Below are 13,291 nucleotides of genomic sequence, written 5' to 3'. Positions count from 1 at the left end.
CTTCCGGTCCCGGTCGTGTGTTCGGGCGGGGAAGACTGAGTGTCGGCATGGGCGGATAGGCTGAGGGGATGACGCGAGCCGAGCAGCCAACGGTCCTGGGCCCCACCTCAGACGCCGAAGCCACCGACGCCGCACTCGCCGCGGACTCCCGCGAGCGAGCCGTCCGCGCGCTGCTGCGCAGTCAGCCGCTGCGCCGGTTGTGGAGCGCCTCGCTCATCGGCGGCACCGGAGACGCGCTGGCCCTGCTCGTCCTGGTCCTGCTGAGTGTGCGGGCGGCCGTGACGGCGGAGACGTTCGGCGGCGGCGTCCGCGGCGCCGCCTTCGCGGTCACCGCCGTGTTCGCCGCCCGTGCCGTGTCGACGCTGCTCCTCGGGGCCGTCCTGCTCGGCCCCATGAGCGGGCTGGTCGCCGCGAGCGGCCCCCTCGACCGCCGCTGGACCATGGTCGCGGCCGACGGCGTACGGGTCGCCCTGCTCGTCGTGGCCCCCCTCTGGATCATCTGGACCCCCGCGCACGCCGTCACGCTCCTCCTGGTCACGGCCTTCCTGGCGGGCGCCGCCGAGCGGTTCTGGACGATCGCCAAGGACAGCGCGGCACCCACCCTGCTGCCCGCCCCGCCCCTGGAGGGCGCCGCCGTCCGGCCGCTCCCCGACCACCTCGGCTCCCTGCGCCGGCTCTCGCTGCGCACCGCCTTCGCCACCATCCCGGCCGCGGCGGCGGTGCTGCTGCTCGCGACGCTGGTCGGGAAGCTGCTCGCCTTCGGCGTCGACTGGTTCTCCGAACACCAGGCGGCCCTCGGCGCGTTTACGGCCGCCGGCCTCTTCGCCGCCTCCCTGGCGATCCTCTCCTCCCTCCAACTGCCCGACGGCCAGTCGCCGCGCCCCCGCTCCCCGCTGGAGGGCCTGCGCCGCCCGGCCGCCTCCGGCTCCGCAGCCGCGGGCGCCACCTCCGCCTCTGGTTCCGGCTCGGAGAAGGGTTCCGGTCCGCGCCCGGAGAAGGGCCGCACCGGCGCCATACCGCTGCTCGTCCTTGCCTGTGCCGCGGTCGCCGGAGCCATCGCCTCCGCGTCGGCCGTCGCCGTCCTGCACGCCGCCGAGCTGAGCGGCGGCCCCGTCACGTACGCCCTGCTCGTCCTCGCCCTCACCGGTGGCACCGGCCTGGGCATCCGTGGCGCCCGCGCGGTCCTGCCCGCCCTGTCCCGCCGCCGGCTCCTCGCCCTCGCGACCGCCGTCACCGGTGTCGCGCTGCTCGCCATGGGGCTCGTCCCGGACACCGCGACCGTCCTCTTCCTCGCGGTGGCCGCCGGCTTCTCGGCCGGTGTCGCCGCGAACACCGGTCACACCCTGATCGACCAGGAGATCGAGGAGCCGCGGCGCCCCCGCCTCACCGAGCACCTCCAGGCCGTCGTCCGCGTCGCCATCGCGCTCGGCGCGCTCGCCGCGCCGCTGTTCGCCGCCGCCGTCGGCCCGCACCGGCTGGCCGGGGACGGCGCCGTCTTCGCGCACGGCGGCGCCGCGTTCGCCCTCATGCTGGTCGGCGCGCTGCTGCTGCCCGTAGCCGCGCTCGTCCTCGCCAAGACCGACGACCGGTCCGGCGTACCGCTCCGCCGGGACCTGCGCGACGCGCTGCGCGGCGCGGACCCGGCCCAGGCCCCGGCCGCGACCGGGTTCTTCATCGCCGTCGAGGGCGGTGACGGCGCCGGCAAGTCCACGCAGGTGACGGCCCTCGCGGAGTGGATCAGGGCGAAGGGCCACGAGGTGGTCGTCACCCGCGAGCCGGGCGCCACGCCCATCGGCAAGCGGCTGCGCTCGATCCTCCTCGACGTGTCGTCCGCCGGCCTGTCGAACCGCGCGGAGGCCCTGCTGTACGCCGCCGACCGCGCCGAGCACGTCGACTCGCTGGTCCGCCCGGCCCTGGAGCGCGGTGCGGTCGTCATCTCCGACCGGTACATCGACTCGTCCGTCGCGTACCAGGGCGCCGGCCGGGACCTGTCGCCGACGGAGATCGCCCGCATCTCCCGCTGGGCCACCGGCGGCCTCGTACCGCACCTGACGGTGCTGCTGGACGTGGTGCCGGAGACCGCCCGCGAGCGGTTCACGGAGGCCCCGGACCGGCTGGAGTCCGAGCCCGCCGAGTTCCACGCGCGCGTACGGTCCGGGTTCCTCGCCCTCGCCGCCGCCGACCCCGCCCGGTACCTCGTCGTGGACGCCGGCCAGGAGCCCGAGGCCGTCACCACCGTCATCCGTCACCGCCTCGACCGGGTCCTGCCGCTGTCCGAGGCCGAGGTGAAGGCCCGGGAGGAGGCGCGCCGGGCCGCCGAGGAGGAGGCCCGCCGCCGGGCCGAGGAGGAGGCGCGGCGCAAGGCCGAGGAGGAGCGCCTGGAGCGCGAGCGCCAGGAGCAGCTCGCCCGGCTGCGCGCCGAGGAGGAGGAGCGCAAGCGCCGCGAGGAGGAGGAGGCCCGCCGCCGCGAGGCCGAGCGGCAGGCCGAGGAGGCCCGTCAGCGCGCGGCCGAGGCACGGCGGCTCGCCGAGGAGGAGCGCCGTCGGCGCGAGGCCGAGGAGAAGGCCCGGTTCGAGGAGCAGGAGCGCCTGCGCCTGCGGGCCGAGGAGGAGGCGCGGCTGCGCGCCGAGGCCGAGGAGCGTCGCCGGGAGAAGCAGCGCAAGGCCGAAGAAGCGCTGCTGCGCGCCGAGGAGGCCCGCCGTCAGGCGGCGGAGGAGGCCGCCGCGGCAGCCGCCGCCGCGGCCGCAGCGGCGGCTGCCGCCGCTGCCGCCAAGCCCGCGGTGTCACCGCACGACGTGACGGTGCCGACGCCGGTGGTCCGGCCGGACGAGATCACCCAGACCGTGCCGACGCCCCGCATCGACCTCCGCAAGGACGACGGACCCGCCGCCGGTGCCGCCGCGGGGCCGGCCGCCGACCCGGCCGTCCCCGGGCCCGAGGAGCGGACGCAGCGCATCGACATGCGCAAGGACGACCCCGTCCCGCTCCGGCCGGAGGAGGAGACGCAGCGCATCGACATGCGCAAGGACGAGCCCGCCCGCCTGCCCGTCGACCTCGCCGACACGGCGGTCCTGCCGCCCGTACGCGACGAGCGGCCGGACGACCGCGTACCGCCGGGCTTCTTCCGTGACGAGGCCCGGCCGGGTGCCGCCGCCGAGCCGCCCGGCGCGAACGACCGCACGCGGGAGATCCCGCAGGTCGACCCGGACGGCAGGGCCGCACGCCGTCGGCCCGACTGGGCCGAGGAGACCCCGCTCGACGACCTGCCCTCCCTCGCCGACGAACTGCTCGGCCGCCCGGACGACGGCGACGACGGCGGTCGGTCGGGCGGTCGTCGCGGCGGCCGCCGCTGAGGCGGGCGTTGTCACACCCCTCCGCCACAATGGAGGCGCGAGGGGCTGACCGCCCACGACCGGGAGTCCGTACCGCCACCGGGCCCGGGTCCGGACCTCAAGCCCCGAGCACCGTGCACCGAGCCGTCGGGCACCCGGGCCCGGAGCCCCGGCCCCGGGTGCCCGGAGCCGCGACCCCAGGCGGGCCGCGACGCCCGGATCCGGAGCCCCGGTCCGGCACCGACACCGGCATCCGACGGGGTCCCGGCCCGGCACCGGCGCCCGAGGGAGCCGCGACCCGCCACAACGGGCCCCGCCCCACGGGACCCGCCACAACGGGCCCCGCCCCACGGGACCCGCCACACCAGGACCGTCAGACCAGGACCCGCGACGCGCGGGATCCCCGACCCCACGAAGGTGGTGCCCCGTGCCCGTATGGGACGACCTCGTCGGCCAGGACCGTGTGCAGGCGCAGCTCGCCGCCGCCGCGCGGGACGCCGACGCCCTGGTCACCGCCGACGCGCAGGGCGTCCAGCCGCTCGACGCGACCAAGTCGAAGATGACGCACGCCTGGCTGTTCACCGGCCCGCCCGGCGCCGGCCGCGACACCGCCGCCCGGGCCTTCGCCGCCGCGCTCCAGTGCGTCAGCCCGGACCGGACGCTCGGCGGCGAGCCCGGTTGCGGCTTCTGCGACGGCTGTCACACGGCACTCGTCGGGACGCACGCCGACGTCGAGGTCGTGCGGACGGACCTGCTGTCCATCGGCGTCAAGGAGACCCGCGAGCTGGTGCGCCGGGCGCAGCTCTCCCCGGCGGTCGGCCGCTGGCAGGTCATCGTCCTGGAGGACGCCGACCGTCTCACCGAAGGCGCGGGGAACGTCCTGCTGAAGGCCGTCGAGGAGCCCGCGCCCCGGACGGTCTGGCTGCTGTGCGCGCCGTCCCTGGAGGACGTGCTGCCGACCATCCGCTCCCGCTGCCGCCACCTGACGCTGCGCACGCCGCCGGTCGACGCCGTCGCCGACGTCCTCGTCCGGCGCGACGGCGTCGAGCCCGCCGCGGCGGCGTTCGCCGCCCGTGCCACGCAGGGCCACATCGACCGGGCGCGCCGCCTCGCCACCGACGAGCGGGCCCGCGCCCGCCGCACCGCCGTCCTCACCGTGCCGCTCCGCGTCCAGGACGTCGGAGGCTGCCTGAAGGCCGCGCAGGAGCTGGTCGACGCCGCCGGCGAGGACGCCAAGGAACTCGCGGAGGAGACCGACGTCAAGGAGACGGAGGAGCTGAAGACCGCCCTCGGCGGCGGTCAGGGCAGCCGCATGCCCCGCGGCACCGCCGGCGCGATGAAGGAGCTGGAAGACCGCCAGAAGCGCCGCAGGACCCGCACGCAGCGCGACACCCTCGACCTCGCCCTCAGCGATCTGACCGGCTTCTACCGTGACGTCCTCGCGCTCCAGCTCGGCACCACCACCGCCCTGTCCAACGAGGACGTGCGCGACGCCCTCGACCGGATCGCCCGCGGCAGCACCCCGGAGTCCACGCTGCGGCGCATGGAGGCCGTCCTCGCCTGCCGCGAGGCGCTCGACCGCAACGTCGCGCCACTCCTCGCGGTGGAGGCCATGATGATGGCGTTGCGCGCCGGTTAGCCGGGGGTTAGCCCGTCCGGGTGGCGCCCCTCGCGTCACCCGTATGACCGACCGTCACCGTACGGCTACGCTCCGGTGGATGGATCCCCGCCGACTGTTCCGTACCCCCGCGCCGGCCGCCGCCCTCGCCCTGCTCCTCGCGGCGGGCTGCGCCGGCGGGGGCGCCCCCACGGCAGAGCCGGTGTCGCACGCCGCCGGGCCCGCGGCCCTGTCCGCCTCGGCCACGGCCGCACTCCGCCCCTACTACGCCCAGCGGCCCGCCTGGCGCGACTGCGGGGTGCCCGACTTCCAGTGCGCCACGCTGAAGGCGCCCCTCGACTACGCCCGCCCCGGCGACGGCCAGGTGAAGCTGGCGGTGGCCCGCACGAAGGCGACCGGCCCGGGCAAGCGGATCGGTTCGCTGCTGGTCAACCCGGGCGGCCCCGGCGGCTCCGCCGTCGACTACCTCCAGGCGTACGCCGGCATCGGCTACCCCGCCCCCGTCCGCGCCCGCTACGACATGGTCGCCGTCGACCCGCGCGGCGTCGCCCGCAGCGCACCCGTCCGCTGCCTCGACGGGCCCGCCATGGACGCCTACACGCAGGTCGACCAGACCCCCGACGACCGGCGCGAGACCGACAGGCTGACCGCCGCGTACAAGAAGTTCGCCGCGGCCTGCGCCGAGCGCTCCGCCCGCGTCCTGCCGCACGTCTCCACCGTCGAGGCGGCCCGCGACATGGACATCGTCCGGGCCGCCCTCGGCGACGCGAAGCTCAACTACGTCGGCGCCTCGTACGGCACGTTCCTCGGCGCCACCTACGCGGAACTGTTCCCCGAACGCACCGGCCGCCTCGTCCTCGACGGCGCCATGGACCCCTCCCGCACGGCCCGCGAGACGAACCGCGACCAGACGGCCGGCTTCGACACGGCGTTCCGCTCCTTCGCCGCCGACTGCGTCGGGCAGGCGGACTGCCCCCTCGGCAACGCCTCCGTGCAGGACGCCACGGCCCGCATGAAGGCGTTCCTCGCCGCACTGGACCGCAAGCCCGTGCCGACCGGCGAACCACGGCGCACCCTCGGCGAGGCCCTCGCCACGATCGGCGTGATCACCGCCATGTACGACGAGGCCGCCTGGCCACAGCTCCGCGGGGCGCTCACCCGGGCGATGGACGGCCAAGGCGCCGGCCTGCTCGCCCTCGCCGACAGCTACTACGAGCGCGAGGCCGACGGCGACTACTCCAACCTCATGGCCGCCAACGCCGCGGTCAACTGCCTCGACCAGCCCCCCGCCTTCACCACCCCCGCCGCGGTGGCCGCCGCCGTGCCGTCGTTCGAGAAGGCGTCGCCCGTCTTCGGGCGCGGACTGGCGTGGGCGTCCCTGGGCTGCGCGTACTGGCCGGTCGAGGCCACCGGCACCGCACACCGCATCACGGCCGAAGGCGCGGCCCCGATCGTCGTCGTCGGCACCACCCGCGACCCGGCCACGCCCTACGTCTGGGCGCGCTCCCTCGCCGCGCAACTCTCCTCCGGCACCCTCCTGACGTACGACGGCGACGGCCACACCGCGTACGGCCGGGGCAGCGACTGCGTGGACACCGCGATCAACACCTACCTCCTGCAGGGCACCCCACCGCCCCCCGGGAAGCGCTGCCGCTGAGGCCCCGGGCCCCGGGCGCCCCGGGAACAGGCGTGCACGAGCACCCTCTCCACCTGTGTAGACTTGTGCTCGCTGCCGCACCCCCAGGGGTCCGTCGCGGTGTGCCGCCTTAGCTCAGTTGGCCAGAGCAACGCACTCGTAATGCGTAGGTCTCGGGTTCGAATCCCGAAGGCGGCTCAGTCGAAAGCCCAGGTCAGATCCGTCTGACCTGGGCTTTCTCGTTCACACGACGCATCGCCGTCGCCGCGCCCGCTCGACGCGGCTGTCCTTGGTCCCGGTTCCGGCCTCGGACGGCCCGGCTGCCGCGGGGAGGGAAGAGGCCCGCGGCTCGCCGCCACGTGTCCTCCGACAGGGGCCCGCCCTTCACGTAGCGACGGGTCCGGCTGTCTGCGTGTACCGGAGGATCTCCGTGGTGGTCGGCACGTGCACCCCCAGCTCGTCCAGGATCACGCCGGCGGTGTGTGGCGGCTCCCGTCGGACGGACGACGGTCACTGATCCCGGCCGTTTCGAGCAGTTCCCTCATCCGCGTGCACGTGCGGTGCGGTGGAATTCGGCGACGAGGTCCACCAGCTCGTCGGGCGTTATGTCGTAGCCCTTGATCGCGGCCACCGTACTTCGATCCGCCCAGACGCAGGTCGCCTGCCGGGATGACACGATCTCCACCCCCACAACCTCGCTGTAGCGGCTGTCCCGGCAGATCAGCGCAGTACCGGGGGTGCCCTCGACCCGGGAGTACCGGGCGGGCCCTACCCATTCCGTGTGCGGGCCCACCTGGAAAGGGACCTGTTCGTTCCGCTCGATCGACCGCATCATGCGTCGGGCCGCCCCCTCGGGGTCGGGGACCTCACCGTGCAGGGCCCTGACGACAAGCCTGTTCTGCGCTTCGGGGAATTCGCTCCGCCGTTCGTAGTTGGCACCCGTCCCGGTGGCATTCCCGACGATCCTGTCGGCGTCCTCGGGCGTGATACCGGGACGCGTCACGTTCGACGGGTCCTTCGGGCAGTCCGCGTCCGCGTGCTCGCCGGCGCATTCCACCACTCCGACGTACGAGCCCTTGTACCGCCCGGTGATGCGGAAGTCGGCAAGGGCCGTAGGGGGGTCCAGCCGGGATCCCCTGGTGTCCCACCCACCGGGCGAACACGAGGACCAGCACCCCGCCGGCACGGCAAGCACACTCACACCCACGGCCAGCAGTGCCCGTCTCCATCGTCTTCCCCGCACGACCGGATCCCTTCGCCGTCCTCATGCCAAGCCGTCCGTCAGACCGTCGAGGACCGCGAAGGGTTGCCGCCCCGCCCGCCACGGTGATGAACGTGGCGCCGAGCCGGTGGAGGCGTTCGGCGGTCTCGGGCGTGGTCTCGGAAGGCGAATCGTGCGTAGCCGTCCACCGCCGTACGAACTCCGGTCTGAGCCGCGGTCTCGTGGTGAGGGGGGATCCCCGTGGACCTCCGGCCCCCGGTGGTGGGGTCTGTCAGGACGGGACGTGGTCCTCCGGGGTCGTGCGGGCGAGGCCGGCGAGGGTGGTGAGGGCTCGCGCCAGGGTGTCGGGCGGGGGCGAGGCCAGGCCCAGGCGGACCGCGTCCGGCGTGCGGCGCGGGTCGGAGACGAAGGCGGACGCCGGGGTCACGGCGATGCCGCGCCGGGCCGCCGCGGCCACGAAGAGGTCCGCCCGCCACGCCGGCGGCAGCTCCCACCAGCAGAAGCAGGACCGCGGGTCGGTGCGCAGGGCGAAGCCCGCGAGGTGGCGGCGGGCGAGGTCCTGGCGGCGTGCGACCTCCTCGCGCTTGGCCTCGACGAGGGCGTCCAGACGGCCGTCCGACTGCCAGCGGGCCGCCGCCTCCAGGGCGAAGCCGGAGGGTGTCCAGCCGCCGGAGCGGACGGCCGCCTCGACGGCGGCCACCAGCGCGTCGGGCACCACGGCGAACCCGGTGGTCAGTCCGGGCGCGACCCGCTTCGACAGGCTGTCCACGAGCACCGTCCGCTCCGGTGCCAGCGCGGCGAGCGGGGGCGTGTCCCGGTCCAGGAACGCCCAGACGGCGTCCTCGACCGCGGTGAGGTCCAGGTGCCGCAGGGTCGCGGCGAGTTCGGCGCGGCGTGCGGGAGGCATGGTGAGGGAGAGGGGGTTGTGCAGCGTGGGCTGGACGTAGACCGCGTGCAGCCGGGCGGTGCGGTGGGCTGCGGCGACCGCGTCGGGCCGTACTCCGTCCCCGTCCACGGCCAGTGGCACGACGGTGACGCCGAGGCGGCCGGCGATCGACTTCAGCACCGGGTACGTGAACTCCTCGGCGCCCAGCCGCCCCCCGGGCGGTACCAGCGCGGCGACGGCGGCCGAGATGGCCTGCCGGCCGTTGCCGGCGAAGAGCACCCGCTCGGGGCGCGGCCGCCAACCGGCGCGGGCGAGCAGCGCCGCCGCGGCCGCACGCGCCCGGGGCGTGCCCGCCGGGCCGACCGGCCGCAGCGCCGCGTCCAGCACGTCGGCGCGCAGGAGCCCGCCCAGGCCCTCGGCGAGCAGGGCGGCCTGCTCCGGTACGACGGGGTGGTTGAGCTCCAGGTTCACCCGCTGCCCCGCCGGGTCGTCGCTCAGGGCGGGGCCCGCGGCCGGTCCCTCGGTGGCGCGGACGAACGTGCCGCGGCCCACCTCGCCGACGGTCAGGCCGCGCCGGGCCAGTTCGCGGTAGACCCGGGCGGCCGTGGAGCCGGCGATGCCGTGGTCCCGGGCGAAGCGCCGCTGCGGCGGCAGCCGGTCCCCGGGGCGCAGGCGTCCGGCCGCGATCTCCCCGGCCACGGCGTCCGCCACCCGTTGGTAGTCCCTCAACTCCCGCTCCTGTCATGCTGCTTGGATTGCACCGAGAGCAATGTTTCTATTGCACCGAGTGAAGCGACGTCAATATGCTCGGAGTCCGATGCGGGAACGGCGGGCGACACGGGAGGACGGCGTCGATGGTGGAGGGCAGCGCCCTGGCTGGGGTCTTCGTCATCGCGCTCGGGATGGTGCTGACGCCCGGGCCGAACATGATCTACCTCGTCTCCCGCTCCCTCACCCAGGGCCGCCGCGCGGGGATCGTCTCGCTCGGCGGTGTCGCGGTCGGCTTCCTCGTGTACCTGGTCGCCACCAACCTCGGCCTGTCGGTGCTGTTCACCGCCGTGCCGCAGCTGTACCTCGCCGTGAAGCTGGCCGGCGCCGCCTACCTCGGCTGGCTCGCCTGGTGCGCGCTCAGGCCCGGTGGCGTGTCGGTGTTCACGCCACGGGACGTACCGCCGGACCCGCCCCGCCGGCTGTTCGCGATGGGACTGATGACGAGCCTGCTCAACCCGAAGATCGCCATCATGTACCTGTCGTTGATCCCGCAGTTCGTCGACATCGAGGAGGGGCACGTCCTCGCCCAGGGGCTCGTCCTCGGTTCGGTGCAGATCGTCGTGAGCCTCGGGGTCAACGCGGTGATCGTGGCGGCCGCGGGGGGCGTCGCCGTCTTCCTCGCCCGCCACCCGGCATGGCTGCGCACCCAGCGCTACGCCATGGGCGCCGTGCTGGGCGGGCTCGCCGTCACCATGGCCGTCGACACCACCGCGCCGCGCGCCGCCGCACGCTGAACCGCCCGCCGACGGACCTCCCCGGCCCCCGGCCCCGACCTCGTCCGCACGGCCCCTTGGCCCTTCGGCCCCTGGCTCCTCAGCCCTCGGCCCTCGGCCCTCGGCCCTTTGGCCCCCCAGCCGGCTCCCCGCACGCCACGCCCACCCGCCGGGTCCCGTCCGGCCCGCGCCCCGCACGTGCCCGGAGGAGTACCGGGAAACGACCCGGAAGGCGCCACCCGGCCTGCGAGACTCCGGGCATGGCGACGGTGTACGCCCTCTTCGTGGGCATCGACGACTACCCGGCCGGCCGGTGGCCGAGGCTCTCCGGCTGCCTCAACGACATCGAGGCCGGCCACCGCTGGCTGGTGGAGCGGCTGGGCGCCCCGCCATCGGTACGGATCCTGACGGACCGTACGGCGACGATCGCCGCGGTCACCGCGGCCGTCACCGGGCACCTGGGGCAGGCGGGCCCCGGCGACACGGCCCTCCTGTGGTTCTCCGGCCACGGCACCGAGTACGCGGCGATCACCCCGCAAGAGCGCCTCGTCGAGGCGACCGGCCGGTGCCAGGCCCTCGTCTGCGCGGACGGCCCCCTCCCCGACAAGCGGCTCGGCGCGCTGCTCGACGCGGTGGCCTCGCGCGGCGCGCACGTCGTCGCCGTCCTCGACTGCTGCTACTCCGGCGGCGCCACGCGCGACCCCGAGGGCGAACCGGACGCCGTCGCCCGGTACGCGCCCCCGCTGCCCGAGTGGACGCGGCAGCCCGCCCCCGCACCCCCCGCCGCCCCGGTCGCCCGCGACACCGCCGGCCCCGCGGCGCCCCGGCACGTCCTGCTCGCCGGCAGCAGGCTGGACCAGCGCGCGTACGAACGGGACTTCGCCGGGCGCCGCCACGGCGTCTTCACCCGCGCCCTGCTGGGCGCGCTGCGGGCGGCGCCGCCCGCAGCCACGTACCGCGAGGTCCTGGCCGCCGCCAACGCGCGCGTACAGCGCGACGAGCGGCGCCAGCACCCCGTCCTCGCCCCCGCCGAACCCGGCGGCCCGGCGGACGCGCCGGTGCTGGGCGGACTGGTCCGCCCGCCCGGCCCCCACCTGCTGCGGTACGGCACGGACGGCTGGGAGGTTGACTGCGGCGGCGCGCACGGACTGCGCGAGGGCACGGACACCGCCGTCGCCACCGCGTTCACCGTGACGGGCGATGCCACGTCCACCGGCCACGGCGGCACCTCCACCGGCCGTGGCGCAACCGGTACCGGCGGCGGCCTCACCGGCCGTGGCCTCACCGGTACCGGCGGCGGTCCCGTCGTCCGGGCGCGGCACGTGCAGGCCCTCCGTACGCTCGTGACCCCCGACGGCTGGCACCCGGATCGCACCCGCGCCTACCCCGTGGTCCCCTCCTCCCTCGCCCTGCCGCCGCTCGCCGTACGGCTGGAGGGCCCCGACGCGGCCGTGGTCGCCGCCGCGCTGGCCACCGCCGGCCCGGGGGGCGGACCGTCCCCGCTCCTCCACACGGGCGCCGCGGCCCAACCCGACGGACTGCGCCGCGTCGTCACCGGAGGGGGCGAGGCGCGGGTCCTGCGCCGTGACGGCACGCCCGTGGTGGCCGCCCTGCCCCTGACCGGCCCGGCCGACGCCCGGCGGGTCGCCCGCTGCCTCGTCCACCTCGCCCGCTGGCACCAGCTGCACGCCCTGGACAACCCGGCGTCGCCCCTCGCCGGCCTCGTCCGTGTCGAGGTCAGCCCGTGGACGCCGGGCCGGTACGCGCCCGCCCTCACCCCGGACGCGGCCGGCGAGCTCGTCCTGCACTACGCCGGCCGCCCGGGCGCCTGGCACCGCCCCGAGGTCGCGATCCGCATCCACAACCGCGGGCCCCGCCCGCTGTGGGCGGTGCTCGTCGACCTGACCGACAGCCACGCGGCGCACACCGGCCTGTACGAGGGGCACTTCATCGGCCCCCATGGCACGGCCCACGTCTTCGACGGCGACCCGGTCGAACTGTCCCTCCCGCCGACCCGCCCCGAGCGCCCGGGCGCCGAGGTCCGCGACTGGTTCAAGCTGATCGTCGCGGAGGGGGAGCTCAACACCGCGCCCTTCCACCTGCCCCCGTGGGACCCGTACGCCGACGCCCGCGACGCGCCCTCCGGCCCGCCCGCCGACGGCGTCCTCCACCTCGCAGGGACCGGCGGAGGCGGTTCCGGCGGCACCGGTGGTGCGCGCGACACCGGGCCGTCCCGGCGCCCGGCGCCCGGCCAGTGGTGGACGACCACCGTCCCCGTCCGCACGGTCGTCCCACGGTCCTCCGGCCGGGGCGCCTGAGGCCCGGCCCGCCCGGCGGCGGGCCCGGCCCCGTCCCCCGGCGGCATCCGCGGGCCGGGCGCCCGTCGCCGGCGCCCGCTCCCGTCGCCCGTGCCCGCTCCCGGCGCCGCCCCGGCCGCCCGCCGCCGGCACGGTTCAGCGGGGGCCGCCGACCCGGGCGTTGTACGGGGCGAGGAGACCGTTCAGCCACTCCTCACCGTCCCGCGCGGCGAGGTCCACCGCGGGCGTGCCGGTCTCCTCGACCACCCCGGGCGGGCAGCGGTCGCCGAAGAGGACCGTGACCCGGTCGGCGGGCTCCCGCTTCGACGGCCACACGAAGCCCCGCGCCCACGGGTCGGTGTGGCGCCGGATCCAGTGCCCCCACGCGCGCGTGAAGGCGTACTCGTGCGCCTCCGCCTGGACCAGCCAGGAGTCCTGCGCGACCGCCGCCAGGTCCCGCCCGGACATCAGCGACACGACGTCCACGTCCACGGCGAGCCGCAGGAACGCCAGCCGCCGGCCGCGCACCGCGGCGCGCGGCACGATCCGGGGCCCCGGCTCGGCGCACGGCACCGACCGCAGGAACGACTCGCACACCGCTGCGGCGGCCGTGGCACCGGCGTACAGGAAGCGGTACGGGTCGTCCTCGGTCGCGTCGAACCGGCCACCGCCCCACAACCGGTCGGCGGGGACGGGGTTGAAGGAGGTGGCGGACCACTCCGACCGGTGCACCCGGAACAGCGGAGTGCCCGCGGGGAGCGTGGCCTTCACGGGCGTACCGGGGGGCGCGGCGGGCGGCGGCGTGTTGGGCACGGC

The 13,291-nt window shown here is 76.4% G+C and carries 8 protein-coding genes and 1 tRNA gene; 6 read left to right on the top strand and 3 right to left on the bottom strand.

All coding sequences use genetic code 11. From position 1 onward, the window contains the following. Nucleotides 1–68 precede the first annotated feature (68 nt). The 4 genes from tmk (at nt 69) to ACF053_RS09355 (ending at nt 6,784) form a co-directional block, all read left to right on the top strand. Entirely contained in the window at nt 69–3,353 is a 3,285-nt protein-coding gene (tmk, locus tag ACF053_RS09370) for a dTMP kinase (protein WP_391953322.1), read from the top strand. Between the two features lie 406 nt (nt 3,354–3,759). Continuing rightward, a complete protein-coding gene (locus tag ACF053_RS09365) occupies nt 3,760–4,971 on the top strand; it encodes a DNA polymerase III subunit delta' (RefSeq protein WP_391953321.1) in 1,212 nt (403 codons plus the stop codon). Between the two features lie 79 nt (nt 4,972–5,050). Further along, nucleotides 5,051–6,607: an alpha/beta hydrolase gene (locus tag ACF053_RS09360; protein WP_391953320.1), complete on the top strand. Its 1,557-nt coding sequence runs from the start codon at nt 5,051–5,053 to the stop codon at nt 6,605–6,607. A gap of 103 nt (nt 6,608–6,710) precedes the next feature. Further along, nucleotides 6,711–6,784: transfer RNA gene (locus ACF053_RS09355), tRNA-Thr, on the top strand. A gap of 343 nt (nt 6,785–7,127) precedes the next feature. On the opposite strand, the gene ACF053_RS09350 is transcribed toward ACF053_RS09355, so the two are convergent. After that, on the bottom strand, nt 7,128–7,589 hold the full coding sequence (locus ACF053_RS09350) for a hypothetical protein (RefSeq protein ID WP_391953319.1): 462 nt from the start codon (nt 7,587–7,589) through the stop codon (nt 7,128–7,130). 490 nt (nt 7,590–8,079) lie between these two features. Continuing rightward, nucleotides 8,080–9,423, bottom strand: a complete 1,344-nt coding sequence (locus ACF053_RS09345; protein ID WP_391953318.1) for an aminotransferase-like domain-containing protein — start codon at nt 9,421–9,423, stop codon at nt 8,080–8,082. A 125-nt stretch (nt 9,424–9,548) separates the two neighbouring features. Here ACF053_RS09345 and ACF053_RS09340 point away from each other — a divergent pair, with 125 nt between their 5' ends. Both ACF053_RS09340 and ACF053_RS09335 read left to right on the top strand, forming a co-directional pair. After that, nucleotides 9,549–10,199, top strand: coding sequence for a LysE family translocator (locus tag ACF053_RS09340; RefSeq protein WP_391953317.1), 651 nt, complete (start codon nt 9,549–9,551; stop codon nt 10,197–10,199). 239 nt (nt 10,200–10,438) lie between these two features. After that, a complete protein-coding gene (locus ACF053_RS09335; RefSeq protein WP_391953316.1) occupies nt 10,439–12,496 on the top strand; it encodes a caspase family protein in 2,058 nt (685 codons plus the stop codon). Nucleotides 12,497–12,631: 135 nt separating this feature from the next. Here the strand turns inward: ACF053_RS09335 and ACF053_RS09330 are convergent, their stop codons facing one another. Then, nucleotides 12,632–13,288: an RES family NAD+ phosphorylase gene (locus tag ACF053_RS09330; protein ID WP_391953315.1), complete on the bottom strand. Its 657-nt coding sequence runs from the start codon at nt 13,286–13,288 to the stop codon at nt 12,632–12,634. Nucleotides 13,289–13,291 lie beyond the last annotated feature (3 nt).

It is taken from the genome of Streptomyces kanasensis, from assembly GCF_043077165.1.
Classification (GTDB): domain Bacteria; phylum Actinomycetota; class Actinomycetes; order Streptomycetales; family Streptomycetaceae; genus Streptomyces; species Streptomyces changanensis.
Note: the sequence above shows the minus strand (reverse complement) of the source record. Positions and strands in the feature narration are given on the sequence as shown.

Excerpts from the sequence above, each read along its gene's own strand:
- tmk (WP_391953322.1), top strand. The coding sequence starts at position 69 with ATGACGCGAGCCGAGCAGCCAACGGTCCTGGGCCCCACCTCAGACGCC.
- ACF053_RS09360 (WP_391953320.1), top strand. The coding sequence starts at position 5,051 with ATGGATCCCCGCCGACTGTTCCGTACCCCCGCGCCGGCCGCCGCCCTC.
- ACF053_RS09340 (WP_391953317.1), top strand. The coding sequence starts at position 9,549 with ATGGTGGAGGGCAGCGCCCTGGCTGGGGTCTTCGTCATCGCGCTCGGG.
- ACF053_RS09335 (WP_391953316.1), top strand. The coding sequence starts at position 10,439 with ATGGCGACGGTGTACGCCCTCTTCGTGGGCATCGACGACTACCCGGCC.